The organism is Chitinophaga filiformis, from assembly GCF_021646545.1.
Lineage (GTDB): Bacteria > Bacteroidota > Bacteroidia > Chitinophagales > Chitinophagaceae > Chitinophaga > Chitinophaga filiformis_A.
Window position 1 is genome coordinate 71,954 of record NZ_JAKIRP010000009.1, and the last position, 17,588, is coordinate 89,541.

At 45.2% G+C, this 17,588-nt stretch carries 18 protein-coding genes; 9 read left to right on the forward strand and 9 right to left on the reverse strand.

Annotated elements, in window-relative coordinates; translation table 11 throughout:
* Positions 1–54: 54 nt before the first annotated feature.
* A complete protein-coding gene (locus tag L3C95_RS20710) occupies positions 55–1,491 on the reverse strand; it encodes a murein L,D-transpeptidase (RefSeq protein ID WP_236390537.1) in 1,437 nt (478 codons plus the stop codon).
* A gap of 87 nt (positions 1,492–1,578) precedes the next feature.
* Positions 1,579–2,502 (reverse strand): 1-phosphofructokinase family hexose kinase, encoded by a 924-nt coding sequence (locus L3C95_RS20715; RefSeq protein ID WP_236390538.1) that lies wholly within the window; start codon positions 2,500–2,502, stop codon positions 1,579–1,581.
* Positions 2,503–2,737: 235 nt separating this feature from the next.
* Here L3C95_RS20715 and L3C95_RS20720 point away from each other — a divergent pair, with 235 nt between their 5' ends.
* The 3 genes from L3C95_RS20720 (at position 2,738) to L3C95_RS20730 (ending at position 5,655) form a co-directional block, all read left to right on the forward strand.
* Positions 2,738–3,385: a YdcF family protein gene (locus L3C95_RS20720; protein ID WP_236390539.1), complete on the forward strand. Its 648-nt coding sequence runs from the start codon at positions 2,738–2,740 to the stop codon at positions 3,383–3,385.
* 382 nt (positions 3,386–3,767) lie between these two features.
* Positions 3,768–4,709, forward strand: coding sequence for an NADP-dependent oxidoreductase (locus tag L3C95_RS20725; RefSeq protein ID WP_236390541.1), 942 nt, complete (start codon positions 3,768–3,770; stop codon positions 4,707–4,709).
* 100 nt (positions 4,710–4,809) lie between these two features.
* On the forward strand, positions 4,810–5,655 hold the full coding sequence (locus L3C95_RS20730; protein ID WP_236390543.1) for an AraC family transcriptional regulator: 846 nt from the start codon (positions 4,810–4,812) through the stop codon (positions 5,653–5,655).
* 52 nt (positions 5,656–5,707) lie between these two features.
* On the opposite strand, the gene L3C95_RS20735 is transcribed toward L3C95_RS20730, so the two are convergent.
* Positions 5,708–5,935: a dodecin family protein gene (locus L3C95_RS20735; protein WP_236390544.1), complete on the reverse strand. Its 228-nt coding sequence runs from the start codon at positions 5,933–5,935 to the stop codon at positions 5,708–5,710.
* A gap of 142 nt (positions 5,936–6,077) precedes the next feature.
* Here L3C95_RS20735 and L3C95_RS20740 point away from each other — a divergent pair, with 142 nt between their 5' ends.
* The 3 genes from L3C95_RS20740 to L3C95_RS20750 all read left to right on the forward strand — a co-directional run bounded on the left by L3C95_RS20740 (position 6,078) and on the right by L3C95_RS20750 (position 10,547).
* On the forward strand, positions 6,078–7,334 hold the full coding sequence (locus L3C95_RS20740; protein WP_236390545.1) for an erythromycin esterase family protein: 1,257 nt from the start codon (positions 6,078–6,080) through the stop codon (positions 7,332–7,334).
* Between the two features lie 85 nt (positions 7,335–7,419).
* Entirely contained in the window at positions 7,420–8,043 is a 624-nt protein-coding gene (locus L3C95_RS20745) for a DUF4142 domain-containing protein (RefSeq protein ID WP_236390546.1), read from the forward strand.
* Between the two features lie 122 nt (positions 8,044–8,165).
* Entirely contained in the window at positions 8,166–10,547 is a 2,382-nt protein-coding gene (locus L3C95_RS20750) for a glycosyl hydrolase family 28-related protein (RefSeq protein ID WP_236390547.1), read from the forward strand.
* Positions 10,548–10,730: 183 nt separating this feature from the next.
* On the opposite strand, the gene L3C95_RS20755 is transcribed toward L3C95_RS20750, so the two are convergent.
* Both L3C95_RS20755 and L3C95_RS20760 read right to left on the reverse strand, forming a co-directional pair.
* Entirely contained in the window at positions 10,731–10,940 is a 210-nt protein-coding gene (locus L3C95_RS20755) for a hypothetical protein (protein WP_236390548.1), read from the reverse strand.
* A 55-nt stretch (positions 10,941–10,995) separates the two neighbouring features.
* On the reverse strand, positions 10,996–11,565 hold the full coding sequence (locus L3C95_RS20760; protein ID WP_236390549.1) for a hypothetical protein: 570 nt from the start codon (positions 11,563–11,565) through the stop codon (positions 10,996–10,998).
* Between the two features lie 495 nt (positions 11,566–12,060).
* Here L3C95_RS20760 and L3C95_RS20765 point away from each other — a divergent pair, with 495 nt between their 5' ends.
* The 3 genes from L3C95_RS20765 (at position 12,061) to L3C95_RS20775 (ending at position 14,907) form a co-directional block, all read left to right on the forward strand.
* Positions 12,061–12,897, forward strand: coding sequence for a chromate resistance protein ChrB domain-containing protein (locus L3C95_RS20765; protein ID WP_236390550.1), 837 nt, complete (start codon positions 12,061–12,063; stop codon positions 12,895–12,897).
* A 108-nt stretch (positions 12,898–13,005) separates the two neighbouring features.
* The gene (locus L3C95_RS20770; RefSeq protein WP_236390552.1) at positions 13,006–14,163 is read left to right on the forward strand and encodes a chromate transporter; all 1,158 of its coding nucleotides are present in this window, start codon (positions 13,006–13,008) and stop codon (positions 14,161–14,163) included.
* 21 nt (positions 14,164–14,184) lie between these two features.
* Positions 14,185–14,907, forward strand: a complete 723-nt coding sequence (locus L3C95_RS20775; protein ID WP_236390554.1) for a superoxide dismutase — start codon at positions 14,185–14,187, stop codon at positions 14,905–14,907.
* Between the two features lie 124 nt (positions 14,908–15,031).
* On the opposite strand, the gene L3C95_RS20780 is transcribed toward L3C95_RS20775, so the two are convergent.
* The 4 genes from L3C95_RS20780 to L3C95_RS20795 form a co-directional block, all read right to left on the reverse strand.
* Positions 15,032–15,409, reverse strand: a complete 378-nt coding sequence (locus L3C95_RS20780; protein WP_236390556.1) for a DoxX family protein — start codon at positions 15,407–15,409, stop codon at positions 15,032–15,034.
* Positions 15,410–15,471: 62 nt separating this feature from the next.
* Positions 15,472–15,975 (reverse strand): SRPBCC domain-containing protein, encoded by a 504-nt coding sequence (locus tag L3C95_RS20785; RefSeq protein WP_236390557.1) that lies wholly within the window; start codon positions 15,973–15,975, stop codon positions 15,472–15,474.
* Entirely contained in the window at positions 15,972–16,292 is a 321-nt protein-coding gene (locus L3C95_RS20790; RefSeq protein ID WP_236390558.1) for an ArsR/SmtB family transcription factor, read from the reverse strand. The genes L3C95_RS20785 and L3C95_RS20790 overlap by 4 nt, the downstream gene beginning before the upstream one ends.
* Before the next feature lie 262 nt (positions 16,293–16,554).
* On the reverse strand, positions 16,555–17,526 hold the full coding sequence (locus tag L3C95_RS20795; RefSeq protein WP_236390559.1) for a GntR family transcriptional regulator: 972 nt from the start codon (positions 17,524–17,526) through the stop codon (positions 16,555–16,557).
* Between the last annotated feature and the right edge of the window lie 62 nt (positions 17,527–17,588).

Below are 17,588 nucleotides of genomic sequence, written 5' to 3' on the forward strand. Positions count from 1 at the left end.
TACAAGTGATAACACTTACCGAAGCCTTAATGTTTGAATAAACGCTATAAACTATTACCTGAATTTGTTGTAAACGTCGTCGTAGAACCTGATATCGCCCCGCTGGTCCGGCCAGGCAACCTCATATAGTATAAATACTGGTGTTTTCTGCTTCACGGGAATGACAACAGGCCCTTTCTGAGGCGCAGCGGCCATTTTTACCAGGCTGTCTATACGTTGCGCTTCGGCCGGCAGGAGCAGCTTCGCCAGTGGGATTGCATCTTCCACCCGGATACACCCATGACTGAAATACCGTTTGTTGAACATAAAATAGCTTTTGCCTGGCGTATCATGCAGATAAGTGCTGTAAGGATTGAAGAAATTCAGCTTGATTATACCCAGTGAATTGTCACAACCATTCATCTGCCGGATAGTATAAGGAAAATTGGTCCTGCTGAGCGATTGCCAGTCGATGGTCGTTGGGTCCAGTATTTTGCCCGATCTGTCCAGGACCTGGTAATTACCTGCATCCAGGTATGCGACCGGATTACCCTTTATACCTGGCAGCAACTCTCTCGTGGCAATATTGTAGGGCACCGTCCAGTAAGGATACATGATGATCTCATCTATCCTGCTGGTGAGGGGAGAAGTAGGCGTGCGTTCCTTTCCTACAATAGTACGGGAATACAGGAGCAGACTGTCGCCCTGGTAAAGATAAAGGCCTGCAGCCGGAATGTTCACTACAATGACTGACTGATACTGGCGTATACAATTCAGCCAGCGGTACGTATTCAGCGCGTGTTTTAACTCAGATAATCTTTTCTCAAGCGGAATATTCAGCTCTTCAATCACTCCGCGTCTCAGGGCGCCATCTTCCATGAATTCAAACAGGCGCTGTGCGGCCCTGACCTTCATCCTTAAGCTATCCTCCTGGATGTTGTAGCTGACAGTATCAAGGTAGCCGAGCTGATACAGCTTATCTATCAGGGGATGGTTGGTACTATCCACTACGTTGCTGATAACGTTTACAGGATGGTATCCCGAATCTTGTAAGCGTTGTGTGTAGATCGCGATCATGCGCTTGATGGATCGGTACTCCGGACACGTTGGCTCCAGTCTGTTGAGCAGTTGTGCGAAAGTATTTTCAGCAAGGGCCTGATGCAGGAGGGCGGAAATATCGTAACAAGTGGGTGTGTATTTCAATCCGTCATATCCTACTCTGGCAGCTTTGGTGCCGTATGTCACATCCGTAAAGAAAGCAATAGCAGCCAGCGATAGTTGTTTGTCTGTTTCTGCGGAATCTGCAGGCGCGATACCCGCGTTCAGTTGCTGCACCAGCGTATAGGCATAATCATGTGGGTCGAGTCCGAGCAGCTCCGACTGCGCGAAATAGTTAAAAAGCGTCTGTCTGTTTGCTGCACAGTCTGCGGGTAGCCAGTACATTTGTTGCCCGGCTGCAACAGTGAAATACTGCACTAAGAGTAATAATAACAGGCAGGCTTTTTTCCGCATACAGTTTTTGCCATAAATGTACCATAGCGGAGAGGGACGAAAAATGATCATGGTTGCCGTAACAACTGTTTCTGGTCAGCCCTGGTCTCAGCGGTTAATCCATTCATACAACCGGTATACATCTTCTTTTTTGAATAATTGTGTGCCTGTGTTCATGGTAGCGGCAGTGCCACAGGCTACGCCAAATCTCGCCACAGCCTGTAAAGGCTCTCCCTTGTCCAGCATCCAGGCCATGCCGCCCACCATGCTGTCGCCGGCACCGACGGCGGTCCGCTTTTTTACAGCTGGCGCGCTGATCCTTTCACTCAGCTCTCTGGTAACGAGTAATGCACCTGCAGGCCCCATGGATATTACCAGCACTTCGCAATAGCCTTTGTCAATGATCTTCCTGGCTTCTTCTGTCACTTCGTCCAGTTCCAGGTACTCTTTACCCGCGAGGCTGCAAAGTTCAGACATATTGGGTTTTAACAGGTAGATGCCTTTCCTGGCTGCCTGTAGTAAGGGTTCTCCTGACGTGTCTACGATCAGCTTTGAGCCGGTACGTTTGCACAAATGAGCAAGGCGGGCAAGGAAATCGTTCGGTACGCCGGGAGGCAGACTGCCGCTGGCCACCACGATGTTGGGTACCGGTTGTACTGCTTCAACTGCTGCCAGGCATCTTTGCAGGTCAGCCTCATCCAGTGCAGGACCCGGCATTACGAACCGGAACTGCTGGTTATGACTGAGCTCTGTAACGGTGATGTTCTCCCGCGTTTCTGCTTTCAATGGAACGACAATACTTTTAATGTCTGCTGCTGTCAGGAGTTCCCGTAGCCTGGCGCCGTTAGCACCGCCTGCGGGGTAAAGCGCCACGCTTTCTCCACCTAGCTTTTTGATGGCTTTACTGGCATTGATGCCGCCACCGCCGGCTTCTGTAACCGGTTGTTCGCAACGTAGTTTCTTCTCCGGGAACATTTTTTCTACTGTAGTGCTCTTGTCGAGTGCAGGGTTCATTGTTATTGTCAATATCATGGGGACTGGTTTTTCATTTCAAAGGTATTTCATTAAAAATGTTCCAACGCATGACAGTCATCAGTGTTTTTTAGGCTGCTCATTTTTTGAAAACTTAATATATGTACTCACTTTTACAAGCTTGCATATAAACGACATAATTAGTATTATTACAAAATGCGCAGGGCGCTGCTATGAAACCTTGCCAGATAAACACAAATATTCGCAGAACTCAGTTTTCAATTGCAACAAATCTATGCAGGACCAAAAAACGTTTCAGCTGGCTGAAAAATTATGGAATTATCTATGCCTCCACCAGGAGATCAAAGCATCCGATTGTATATTGGTATTGGGAAGTCATGACACCAGCGTTGCTGAAAGGGCCGCGGATATTTTCCTGGAAGGATATGCTCCGCTGATCGTGTTTTCCGGCGGTTTCGGATATCTGACACAGGAAACCTGGAAAGTAAGTGAAGCCGAAACATTTGCGGCATTAGCCATTAAAAGAGGAGTGCCGGAGTCTGCTATCATCCTGGAAAATAAGTCGACCAATACCGGCGAAAATGTCATTTTCAGTATGCAATTATTAAAGGAACGGAACATTCATCCGTCGAGCTTTATACTTGTACACAAGCCCTATATGGAACGGCGTAGTTATGCCACTTTCAGGAATCATTTTAAGGAAGTGCCTATATCTGTTACATCTCCGCAAATATCAATGGCCGACTATTTCGCCCGTGGCAGTATTTCCTATGAGACCTTTCTCGATACGCTCGTAGGTGATCTGTACCGGATAAGAACATATAGCAGCAAAGGGTTCCAGATACCACAGGAAATACCGGAAGATGTATGGAGCGCCTATACTGAATTGGTAGATTTAGGATTTAATAAGCGTATTAACTAGTCTTTATAACGTCATATTTATTTTCGTCTGTAAACTGACATATCCTTGAAGGTATATTTTCATTTCCCATGCCCCACATTTGTGTTAACCCGGTATGTTCTGGAGGGGAGAGTCTCCCTTTCTCATGTTCCCGACCTTCGTGTTTAAGCCGATATGTCCTGAATGGCTAAATCCTGCTTTCTTGTACCCCGACCTTGAAAAATACCGGTCTTACCCAAATAAATACTCTTCCGTGGGAATACTTTACCGCAATTTTGATGTGTCAACGTAAGTAGACAGCCGGCAGACGACTTGATTGTCACCGGCAGTAATTAAAAACATTTTGATGTGCAGGCGCTTTATTATAACGCAGCCTGCTATTAAACAGATAAATACAAAGGAAATGAAAACGATTATCATCAACGAATTTGGCGGAACAGATAAATTGGAATACATCGAGCTGCCTGAACCCCTTATTAAAGAAAATGAAGTACTGATAAAGGTGCATGCCATTGCCATCAATCCGGTAGACGTAAAGACAAGAGCTGGAAAAGGTATGGCAGGGCGGATGAAAAATGAAATGCCGCTTACCTTAGGTTGGGATATTTCGGGCGTGATAACAGCCGTAGGCAGCAATGTGACGGAGTTTGCGGTGGGGGATGAAGTATTTGGTATGGTGAACTTCCCTGGTCATGGCAAGGCCTATGCAGAATATGTAGCCGCTCCGGCTTCCCATCTGGCAAAAAAGCCGTCCAATATTACTCACCAGCAGGCAGCAGCCACGACACTGGCAGCGCTGACTGCTTACCAGGGACTGTTCCGGCAGGCCGGCCTGAAAAAGGGACAGCGGGTACTGGTGCATGCTGCCGCCGGTGGAGTGGGGCATTTTGTGGTACAGCTGGCTAAACACGCGGGTGCATATGTAATAGGGACATCTTCGGCAGCCAACAAGGACTTTGTACTCGGATTAGGCGCTGATGAGCATGTGGATTACAGGAGCCAGCTGTTTGAGGAAGTAGTAAAAGATGTTGACCTGGTATTTGACGGCGTTGGCGGTGAACTGATCAGGAGGTCTATCGCGGTGGTGAAGCCAGGAGGAATGATTATCAGTATTCCCTCTGGCGTTCCTGCAGAGATTGCCGAAGCTGCGAAGGAAAGTGGTGTAAACGCGTTTTTCTTCCTGGTGGAGTCGAGCGGACCCGATATGGAAGTGTTGGCAGACATGCTGGAAAAGGGAATTATCCGACCTTATGTAAACCATTTTGATTTCTCCCAGATGGATATTGCCCATCAGCAGCAGGAAACAGGGAATACCCGGGGAAGGATTGTGCTCACCATTCTCTGATACCTGCCGGACGATACATAAAGACATTGGTTTTTGCATTAACTTGATGGCTGATTCAGGATAAATTTTTGACGACTTCAAAGTAAATCAGCAGTATAAAATGCGAGTAGAAAATTCAGCTCAGCCTTTTTTCATTACCCGGGAGGAATTACAGGAATGGAACCAGCGTCCGCATAAGCACAACTTTTTTGAACTTGTTTATATAGAAGCCGGTAGCGGGAAGCAATGTATCAATCACAGTCTGATCCCATATCAGCAGGATAACATCTTCCTGTTGCCTCCTTATGACTGTCATTCGTTTGAAATAGCGGAGCCGACTACTTTCATTTTTATCCGGTTCAACGGTCTGTTCTTTAAAAAGGACAGTATGCAGATGATGGATTATACAGAATGGTTCCAGAATCTGCACTACATATTGAGCAGTTATAACAGGCAACCAGGAGATATTATACACAGTGCTTCCGATAAAAATATGCTTGTTCACCTTATCAAAGGTGTTTACGAGGAGTATACCAATAAACGCGGGCAGTCAGACTCTATCATTCGTGGTCATATGTTTGCGTTGCTGAATATCCTCCGGCGCAATTTTGAACAAACCTTCAAAAACGATCATCCGGTTGCGGAAAAACAGATCAGTGATATCCTGCAGTACATACAGTTCAATTTGTTCGACAATGAGAAGTTGCGCATAGAGGCAATTGCCAGCGAATTTCATTTGTCGGCCACTTATGTAAGCGAATATTTCAAAAAGAAGACGGGAGAGACGCTGAAGGAATATGTGCTGAAATCGAGAGTAAATGTTGCTCATAGCCGGCTTAAGCATTCCGACCAGACAGCGAAGGAGATCGCCTATGAATTAGGATTTACAGATGCCAGTCACATGGCCAAGGTGATCAAAAAATATTATCCTGCAGGAGCGGATTCCTGCACAACTTTGGGTGTATAACATTTAAGCGGCAGCGGTACATTACCGGCTGCCGCTAATGCTTTCTCAACGTTTAAGCGTGTTCGTGTTCCTTCACTTTTTCATCAATTCTGAAAGATACTTTACAGATCAGTCCATAAGTGGTGATTTTCCCGTCCTGAACATGTACCTTAATATCTTTTACGAACACGGAGTCTATATTGTGTATGGTCTTTGACGCTTCTGTCACTGCGTTTTGAATAGCGTCTTCTATACTCTTTTCAGAAGATGCGATGATCTCAATAACTTTTACAATGGCCATAACGAAATTTTTATAGTGAAACAATATTATGCAGGTCACAATTACCATACCTGCTTCCACCAGGCAGATCATAAGAACGAAGTGGACCGGAGGGTATAATTATTGTGGCAGGTCAATTCAGGACAGCTTTAAAACCCGCGTTATGCATCTTTTAACAGATATGAAGAGCCTGGATCCATTGTTGAAGGACATTGATGAAAGACGTATTGTAATGCTTGGGGAAGCATCGCATGGTACCCATGAATACTATACCTGGCGTACTGCCATTTCAAAAAGACTGATACAGGAAAAGGGATTCCGGTTTATTGCCGTTGAGGGCGACTGGCCTGACTGCTATCGCATTAACCGGTATGTAAAAGGATATGAGGATGCAGGTGCCGATATCAGCAGCATATTGCAGACGTTTGACCGCTGGCCTACCTGGATGTGGGCGAATTGGGAAGTAGCTGCGCTGGCCGATTGGCTGAAGGAATATAACCGCAAGCTTCCCCTGGAAAGAAGAGTAGGCTTTTATGGCCTGGATGTGTATAGTTTATGGGATTCTATGAGTACTATCATGCACTATCTGGAGAAAGAAGATCAACAGACTGCCGCATCAGTGAAGAAGGCAATAGCATGCTTTGAGCCATTTAATGAAGATGAGCATCTGTATGCCCGTTCTTCACTGGCGGACCATAACTGCAGAGACGAAGTGCTGAATATGTTGCGGGAGGTCAGGTTAAAGGCGCAGTTCCTGGATGGAGACATGGAAGCGGGTTTTAATACAGAGCAGAATGCCCTGATAGCTGTCAATGCGGAAAGATATTACAGGAGCATGATCGGGTTCAGTAATGAGAGCTGGAATATACGGGACGGACACATGATGGAAACGCTTGAGCGCTTGCTGGAGTTTCATGGTATCCTGTCAAAGGGAATTATATGGGAACATAATACGCATATCGGTGATGCACGGGCAACCGATATGACTGGAGCAGGCATGGTGAATATAGGGCAGCTGGCAAGAGAAGAGTATGGCAAAGAGCATGTCTATCTCGCTGGTTTTGCCAGTTATAAAGGAACTGTAATAGCTGGCAGTGAATGGGGCGCGCCCATGCAGAAGATGGTGGTTCCTGAAGCGAGAGCCGAGAGTATCGAAGCTGTTTTGCATGATGAATACGGCACAAACTGTTACAAGCTTTTCAGTGATAAACGCGAAGAGGTATTTGCAACACGTATTGGTCATAGGGCCATTGGCGTTGTATACCATCCGGGGGCGGAGAGAAGAGGCAATTATGTGCCCTCTGTACTGCCTGAACGTTACGATGCTTTGATATTCCTGGATGAGACCCAGGCGCTGCATCCGTTGCACATGAAACCACATGATCAGAAGATGCCGGAAACATATCCCTTCGGTATATAATATTTATAGCTCTGTAATATAAATGACTGCGATAGTGGTGGTGCGCTGTGGCATGCATTTTGAGCCGGTTTACAGAAAAAAGACCATGAAAAATTTCATCAAATTATATTCGGGTCTTATAGTTATTTCCTTCCTTCTCAGCTGCAACAGCAGAAATCCCGATAGTGTAAAAAGTGCTAAAGAAGTAAATGCCAAAAGGATTGATACGGAGAGTCGTCCGGACGATTCAGCGGCTATTGTATTGACAAAGGATGATGCTAATTTCCTTGTGAATACAGCCAGTGGGGTAATGCTGGAAGCGCAGATGGGTCAGATGGCCATGGATAGATCCGGTAATCAGCGGGTAAAAGATCTGGGTGCAATGATCGCCCGCGATCACAAGGAAGCGGAAGCTAAGTTGAAGGAACTGGCGGCCGCCAAAAATGTGACGCTTCCTACGGATATATCGAACCAACAGCAGAAGCAGAAGGAAAATCTGCTTAAAAAGAGCGGCGTTGAGTTCGACAGGTCATATGTGGACATCACAGTGAATGACTATAACAAAGACATTAAGGATTTCGGAAGGGCGGCTAAATATGCCACAGATCCCGAAGTGAAATCTTTTGCCAGCAATAGTCTGCCACTGCTGTACACGCATCTTGACTCTGCCAGAAGCCTGCAGAAAGTGATGAAAAAAAGGATTGATATTAATACACCGATGCCGAGATAACTTGCGAAATAGTAACCCCAAAAATCTACTTTAATAAGTACCCCGTTACGCATGTCCCTTGCGTAACGCGAAGTGATCTTTGTACTGAAACCATATCACAGTTAACCCTAAAAAATGTAACCATGGCATTTGCATCAATTGCAGCGATGAGAGGGAACCCCAGCACTACCCCTCCCGCTACAGAAACCCTCCTCGGTTATTATGCTGCCAGCGACGGTGGCGGCGGAGAATTTTACTGGGACAGCACCTCCCAGGAAACGGATAATGGCGGTACCATTATCAAGCAGGCCAACCTGGTAACAGGCAGATGGAAAAGAATTATCACGGATACCATCAACGTCAGATGGTTCGGCGCTAAAGGTGATGACAGTACGGATGATACGGCCGCTATTGCTGCCTGCGCCGACTTTTGTCGTGTGACGGACGTTAACCCAGCCACTCAGGTGCGGAAGAACATGTACTTCCCCGAAGGCATGTATTACACCGACACGATCAACATTACGGGTATCTACAATGTGTCAGGCGCCAACATGAATACCCGCTTGCGGGGTAAACCAGGGAAGGACATCCTCTACTGGAAATCCCAGACGGAAGAAGATTTTGTGGAGGCACTCGACATCCAGATCACGAATTTCCAGCTGAAGCTGGACAGAAGTACCGACGTACGTTCTGCCAATGGCCGTACCAGGATAGGTCTGGGAGGCGAAAGAGTGGGCAATGCAGCGATCTGCCTGCCCGGACAGGTAGGTGGCACTGCGAGAAATACCGGCCACTATTTTGATAACCTCAGTATTCAGCGTTTAGGTAATGACGTAGACGGATACGGCGATTGCGGTATATTCTATGCCGGCCCCGCCTATCGTATCAACTTTGGTAGCATTGTGGAGATCCGCGGACTGGACTACGGCATTGTAGTTGGTACATCCGAGCTGGTAGCAGGCATGAAGCCGCTGCAGGTATCGCCTCCCGGCACTGGTAGTACGACTGTCCTTAACTGTGCTAATACCGGCCTTATATTCGCCAACGGTGAACAGGTAGCGCTGATCTTTGATCCTGCAGATGGCGCAGTGACCGGCCTTACACCACGTACCCGGTATTTCATTGTAAACGCTACCACTACCAGTGTTAGTCTGGCAGCAACTTCCGGTGGTACTGCTATCAGCTTCTCTACTTCCAATCCGCAGCTGTTCCTGGTGCCTGCAGGCGCCAATTGTATCGAGTATGCCTGTGACGAATGGGCGGCAGAACACCTGATCACTGCACTTAGCAGAAGGGTAGGACTGAGCGTGCCTAACCTGGCACAGAGTGTTTTCAACACCTTTGGCTGCCAGTCTTACAAAGTGGCCGTAAGAGTAATGGCTTTTCCCTCTGCTATCAGGTATGAACCACGTAGTGTGGAGTTCAGTGAAATGTATACGGAAGGTCCGTTGAACAGCGCCGTGGTAAATCAGGAATATGCCCTGATAGAAGGTACACAGATCCGTGTAGCTAATGGTCCTAAGTGTCAGAATGGTGGCAATGGTCGTAATAACTTCATCACCATCAACACCAACTACTCTGATTTTGGTCTGATCGAAGTAGACGATGGCAACAGTGTAACCATCAACGGTGATGGCAACACGATCCGTGCCGGTGTACAAAGCAAGGAGAATTTCATCAATGATCTGGGCGTAAACAACAGTATTCTGTTCATCAAGTCCTTCAACGGACTGGATGCGCCGCGCGACATCACCTATCTGGCTAAATACTCTGTAAATAAACCGCTGGGAGGTTACTGGCCGGATCATGTATTGCAGGGTACACCTGAAATTCCTTTCCAGAGTGAGAACGTATTGTTCCACCTGGCAGTGAACCAGCTTTTCTACAATAACCCTGCGCTTACTTACAAAACAGATGCTGCGCTGGATGTGAATGCCTATGTCAGCACAAGCACTCCGGTGCAGCTGGCTATCAGGAATCCACTGGGTAGTGTTTCCAATACATTCTCCATTAACAGATTCTTCCCGAAGTCAAGGTGGATATTGTATGCTAAGGTGAAAAGCCCTGATACAACAAAGAGTGTGACGATCGCATTTCAGCGGCTGGATGTTGCCGGAAGCTTTGGTGCGTCACGAGTAGTAACCAATGTAGGAACAAGCTGGCAGACTATCAGCCTGGTGGTCGATCATAGCGGCGCTCCTGATGGTATGACAGGCCAGATCTACGTGACTCCTGCCAGCGGCGGTCTTGACCTGGCGTATTTTGTGGTAGTACCGGCAGCAATGCAAAGCATACGTACGGGCAGCTTCACCGCCAGTGGTAATGGTACGGCAAGTACGTTTACTATTCCGCATGGTATTGCCGGACTGGCAGCAGCTCCGTCTTATTTCCAGGTGAATGCTGCATCAGCAGATGCAAAAGGCATCAGTTATGTAACGGCAGATGCATCAGGTATTATTGTGCACTATGACACTGCGCCTGCAAACGGAACAAGTCTTGTGTTTACGTGGTCGGCGAGGGTATAGTAGCGCCTGTCTTCTATAGCTGTTAAAAGGGCTGACCGGTTTTTCGGTCAGCCCTTTTTATCATCAAAGGGTAGTATTCCAATGACATCGGCTTCCTTATTCGAATTCGTTAACCCGGCATAGGCAATACTGCCCGCCATTTCAAGCATTTTGCAGATTATCATTGAAGGGTAAACGATGTACTCAAAGCAAATAAACCTTCGTGTATCTTTTGGGTACGTTCTCTAATGAATTTTCGAATTTTTCGAGAGCCCTGTTCAATCTTTCTTCTTTGCTCAGATGTTCATCAGGTTCTTCCTCTGTTTCATCTTCTGAAGATGTTTTGTGTACTCTAAAAAAGCCATCCGGATCCATAGCTTGTTTTAATTTTTCAATTAATTCTTGTCTATCCATAAGACCTGCTTTTAAAAATTGTAGTTAGATTTATTGATGGTTGGATTGTATGCTGTTAATGTAAATTAAGGTATATGTTGGCAACGTTCGTTATTTTCTGAAAAAAAATTTTTCTTGCATTCTCGTCAAGAAGTAATCGTGCCGAATCAAAAGATCTGCTTTCCACATTTAGTACGCCTATCACTTCTTTTCGTTGTCTGTCTACGCCTTTATCTTTTATCACCAATGGACATGAGGCCACAATAACAATTCCCTGAACGCTCTTTTTCTGCATTTCGTTTAATTTAAAGTTATGTCCTTTCAATAGTTCTGCTAACAATGTAACACCGACGATATTATGAGTGTTAGTTTCTTTTCCTTCCTGAAAGGCCTTACCACATATCCCCTGATTTAGAGTCATTCGATAGTTAGGCGGAATTCCATTACTGCCATGATCCCAGACGACTTTAAGGACTTTTCCGAAAAAAGAGAAACGTCGCCCTTTCCACACAAATTGCATATCCAGCGAGTTTGCCTCTGCCGGTTCGAGGCAATGAAAAATGCTGGTCTTAATCAACATTACACTGAAGCTGAAATCAAAGTTAGAATCATATTCCTCGTTGAATTTGATAGCCAGCTCTTTCATGATATCCCACTTTTTCCTGGCTTGCTTCTCAAATAACTTTAACGGCGACCAGAGGGTGTAATAGTATATAAAAACAGTAGCCAGAATGACAAAATAGTCAAGCCACGTCGTAATCTGAGGATATATTAATGTAATCCTGGCACAGAAATTAGGAACTTTCATGAGCGTTAGCAACATTGTGACTAACGGCGCTAAGAGATACACTACGAATCTTCTCATGGAATGCTTCATTGTCGTCTTAATGGCAAATAATTATCAATGGTTATAAATAAAAAAATCTACAACAGACAGAAGTACCTCTTGTCTTATTGCAGATTGATAAAAAGATGTATAGTCAGATTAATTGCGTTGTTATTCGGATACAAGAGGTATGCGGTTAACAGTATAGGTATTTACCACATCTTGCACAACAATTTACAAAATAACAAAATACTTTTTGGTTTATACGTTAATCCCATGTTAACAACCAGGTATTTAGCGTATTTTGTCCTCATCATGAAATGGATCACACGTGAACGACCTAAGATCGATCGCCTTGCCTGTCCCTGGCTGATTAAGAGATTCATCGATAAAGACGCAGAGATCATCTACGTTCCTTTCGACCAGGTAACAGAGAAGGCAAAACAATTAGATGCAACTCCTTTTGACGTACCTGGAGTTGAATTTACCCATTACGGTGACTACTGCACCTTCGACTACTTTATACAGAAGTATCAGATAGAAGATCCTGCTGTACATACACTTGCCGTCATCGTACGTGGCGCAGATACAGATCATCATGAACTGGCAGCACAATCGTCCGGACTATGGGCCATTTCCGCCGGGCTTGCGTTTAACTATCCGGACGATCAGGACCTGCTGGAAAAGGGTATGATCATATATGACGGTTTGTATAGCTGGGCAAAGCATCTGCAAAAAGAAAAACATACGCAACAGCCATTTGAAAATCTGTTGCTGAATGTGTTCAACACGTACCTGAAACAAAAACCAGGCGCTAAGAAGATCCCTGCCTGGGCAAAGGAACTGAAAGAGATCATACAGGACCATATTGATACCAATTTAAGCCTGAAAGAGATTTCCAAAGGGCTGGAGATAAGTCCGTCCTATCTCTCACGGGAGTTCTCAAAGTACTTCGAAGACCTGTCCTTCGGTGAATACATCCGCAAACAGCGTATTGAGAAAGCCATTTCATTGATGCAGTCGTCCGCTTATTCACTAACGGAGATCGCCTATCTGACCGGGTTTTCAGATCAAAGTCATTTCACACGCATCTTCAAAAAACACACCGGTAAAAATCCTTCCGATTACAGGAAAAAAAACGGTAAAAAGTAATTTCCATACAAATACATCATTTCCGTTCTATTTTTTGCCTGCATCAGGCAGTAGCATTGCATTAGTCTGCGCCGCAATAAGATCCGGCGTAGCTTATAAATTACTTGTATGAGTGAAAAGCAATCCTACACCCTGGCAGGGCTGGTAAAGTATTTTTTAAAGTTGGGGACCATTGGCTTCGGTGGTCCGGTAGCACTGGTGGGTTATATGAACCGCGATCTGGTAGAGCAACGCCGTTGGATTACGGAAGAGGACTATAAAGAAGGCCTGGCGCTGGCGCAATTAGCACCGGGGCCATTGGCCGCTCAGCTAGCCATTTACATCGGGTATGTGGATTATAAGATCCTGGGGGCCACTTTAGTGGGGCTGGCCTTTGTACTGCCGTCATTTTTAATGGTGGTAGGCCTGGGCATTGCTTATGTGCAATTCGGTGGGCTGCCCTGGATGCAGGCACTGTTTTACGGTATAGGAGCAGCGGTTATAGGCATTATAGCTGTCAGCAGTTATAAACTCACAAAAAAAAGCCTGGGAAAGGATTGGTTGCTGTGGAGCATTTTCGGGGTTTTGACCATATCTACCTTTATTTATGAAAAAGAACTGATATGGCTGATCCTGCTGGGAGGCATCGCCGTCTGGTTGTGGAGAACCCGTCCGCGTTTGCTGAATACAACACAGTCAGTGTTGTATGCTCCCGTGCTCCTGCAAATAACCGGTCAATTGTCGGCAGATGAGAAACTGGTACAGACAGGCTGGTTCTTTCTGAAGGCCGGCGCTTTTGTCTTTGGCAGCGGACTGGCTATTGTTCCCTTTTTGTATGGCGGTGTCGTAAAAGAATATCAATGGCTAAATGAACAGCAGTTCCTGGATGCGGTGGCTGTCGCTATGATCACACCTGGACCGGTAGTAATCACCGTTGGTTTCATAGGCTACCTGGTAGCAGGATTACCCGGCGCCTGTGTGGCCGCGCTGGCAACTTTTCTGCCCTGTTATCTGTTTACAGTATTACCAGCGCCTTACTTTAAAAAATACGGTAAACATGTCGCTATCAAGGCATTCATTGATGGTGTAACGGCTGCGGCTATTGGCGCCATCTCGGGGGCGGTACTCGTACTTGCGAAACGACAGTTTACCGATATCACTTCTGTCGTGATAGCACTGGGAACAATACTCATCCTGCTCAACTTTAAAAAAGTGTCTGAACTGCTCATTATCGTGCTGGCCGCTGCCATCGGACTATTGATCAAATTCATTCCTGAGCTGATTTAATTAACATCTAAAGCAACATAAATGGACCGTAAGGATTTTCTTTCTGCGACTGGTATTCTCTCTTTAACGGCGCTGCTACCCGCCAATTCCGTGTTAGCAGAAAATTACAACAATAATGGACTGGACAAGCTAACGGATGCAGCGGGAAATTTTCAGCATCTGCCCTTACCCTACAATAAGAATTTTCTGGAACCATACATGGACGAGGAGACTGTCTACCTTCATCATACATTTCATCATGGTGGTGCTGTAAAAGCGGCTAATACTGATCTGCAAAAGATCAGGAAAGCCCTGGACGATAACAGCCTTGAAACCGTTGATTACTGGACGAAGAAATTATCTTATCATTTCTCTTCCCATGTGCTTCACACGATTTTCTGGACAAATCTGACCAATAAGAAGACAGAGCCGAAAGGCGAACTTCTAAAACGCATCGAGAAAGATTTTGGTAGCTATGATAAGCTGAAGAGCTACCTTTCTAAAACATCCAAAGATGTGGATGGTAACGGCTGGGGCATTCTGGGCTATCAGCCATATAGCGACAAACTCACGATCCTGCAATGTGAGAATCACGAGAAACTAACCCAATGGGGTGTTATACCATTGCTGGTAGTTGATGTATGGGAACACGCCTATTATCTGAAGTATAAAAATAAAAGAACTGATTTCGTAGACAATATGCTGCAGATCATCAACTGGGATGATGTTGCAGACAGGTTGAACACCGCCACGAAGCTGGTATAGCTATTGAGGGAAGATAAACAGCTCATCTGCTTTAGAATGACAAAGGCACCTTCAACAGAAGATGCCTTTGTCCAGCTACTTTGTTTGTCTTGAATGGCTCTGTAGCAATGATGGTATGCTATTCTTATCTTATCATCGGGAGATATTTTTCCCTGTTCTCTATGATCACCCAGATGTTTATCAGGAATAACGGAAGCGCAATAGCTAAGCCTGAAGGCGCCACGGTAATAGTGGTCAGCATAACCCCTACCATTACCGGCAAAATGATAAGTGCACCAAGCGCTCTGGTTTTTGGAAAAATGAAGAGTATGCCGCCCACGATTTCTGCAATTCCGACAAGCGGCATCAGCCAGGTGATCTGCATGATAGCGCCCATTACCTTCATCATATTTTCAGGCATATCTTTCGGAGGAGGCATGTAATTGAGGAACTTGTTCAGGCCTGCATTAATGAACATCAGTCCGAACAGCAGGCTGACAACAAATAGAATTTTTTTCTTCATAGTGTTCTGTTTTCCTGAATATAGTTTTTCGTGTTTACGTGGTGAGGTGATCTAAATTTAATCTATTTTTTTAATGAAGGCAATAATTCGTCCAGTCCTTCCATTGCCATTGCCAGTCCTTCCTTGAAGCCCATCTGAATAGTAGTTTCCAGTTGAGCCAGGTCGTCGTAGGAAATGTGTATCTGCACAAGGGTGATTTGTCCTTTATCAGTAAAGGAAACCTCCCATTTGGACTGTGGCATTTGAGGGTTCACATTACCATCTGCATCTGCAAAGGCATCGAGTCCGGTAAATGCTTTTTGCGGCTGGATCTTTTTGTAGTTGGCCAGTGCCCAGTGTTCTTCACCTTCTGGTCCGACCATGGCATAGTGCCAGTATCCGCCTTCTCTGAAGTCCATGGTTTTGGTCCTTGCTCTCCATGGTTTTGGGGCCCACCACTGGTCAAGAAGCTCGCTTTTGGTATAGGCGTCCCATACCAGCGCTACTTCTGCATCAAATTCCCTTTTTACGGTGATTGTCTTGTTTTCCTTATCAACGGAAAAATCAAAGGCTAAGTTGACGTTCATTTTTTATTGTTTTTAAGCGTTAATAATATTTTATCGAGCTCGTTAAAACGGCTCTCCCATATTTTTCTGAATTGGTCGAGCCATTTGTCGATCTCTTTCATTTTGTCACCATTAAGCTGATAAAAAATCTCCCTGCCAGACTGCTCCTGTGTTACCAGCTGGCATTCCGCCAATATGCGCAGATGCTTGGACACCGCTTGCCGGGTGGTGTTAAAATGCTCTGCTATGGCGTTGGGTGTCATCGCCTGTGATGCGATCAATAATATAATTGCCCGCCTGGTCGGATCTGCGATGGCCTGAAAAACATCCCTTCTCATTGGTCAAATAATTAGTTATTGAAACCGTTCGGTTGCAAATATATGCAAATAATCGGTTGCGGATACCTTGCTCACTGTTTTTTTTACAGCTTGGAAAGTTCAGAGAATTGGCGGACTTTTTAAGGTGTTGATTTACTGTTAGTTGTTGCACATCAAATCCGCGGAACCCGCAATTGATAATTCTCTAATTCGATCTGAAAACTATGGCATGAATAAATAATCGTTTATGGGAGGAGTGGAAGGAAAATCACTGATGCCTTTGTTACAAAGAATTTCTTAAAATTAATTTAAAGGGATTCTTTATCCGCTCCTGTTTCTTTTCAATGATCATTCGTGCAGCAGCCACGCCCATCTGCTCATGATCTGTAGAAATAACTGTTATCCCATCCAGTAGAATTTCCTTTAACAGGGTTTCATTATAGGATACGATACCTACATCTTTTCCAATGATAAGTTGTTCGTTCCTGCATATTTTGACAAGATTAACCAGATCTGTTTCTTCTATGATAACGTATGCCTGGCCTTTGGTAACGGGTGTATTCATCTCTATCCCCTCGATGATTGAAAAGTTGAAGTCCTGCATACGGCAGAAATACCGGAATCCCTTTTCAATTTCCATCGGGTAGGGGGTAATGCCCGGATTCACGAAAACAAGATTGTCATACTTCTTTAGCGCAGGCAGTGCTTCATGCAGTGCTTCATATATATCCTTCTCAAAGTTTTGGTATACCGTACCATAGTTACCCGTTAGTTCCTGTAAATCTTTATCAAGCAGAATTAATTGTTCCGCAGGTATTTTCCGCAATATTTCCAGTACTTTTCCTGGTTGTTCGTAAAAATGTGGCATGATAACGTAATAGTCATAGTCACCAAGATGATTGTTGATAAGGTTTTCGAACAAAGGAACACTATGGTGATGAATATGAAGATCGACAAATACATTATCTCCCAATGCCTTTACAAACGCATTGTAGACCTGCTTTTTATAGTTACTGATCTTGTTGAAGATGAGTAATATCCGAAGAGGGATGACGACGTCCGTCCGGTTAATGAAATATCCCTTACCTTTTACTGATATAATCACCTTTTTATCCCGCAGTTCTTTGTAAGCCTTCTCCACCGTGCCACGCGAAAGCAAATATTGCTCGCTCAGTTCATTAATGGAAGGAATCTGCTGATCACGGGTTAGAATGCCATCGCGGACTGCTGCCATAATGGAATCCGCGATTTGCATGTAAACGGGAATTTTGCTGCTGGTATCTATTTGCAAGCCTTTCATTACGGTAAAATAACAAA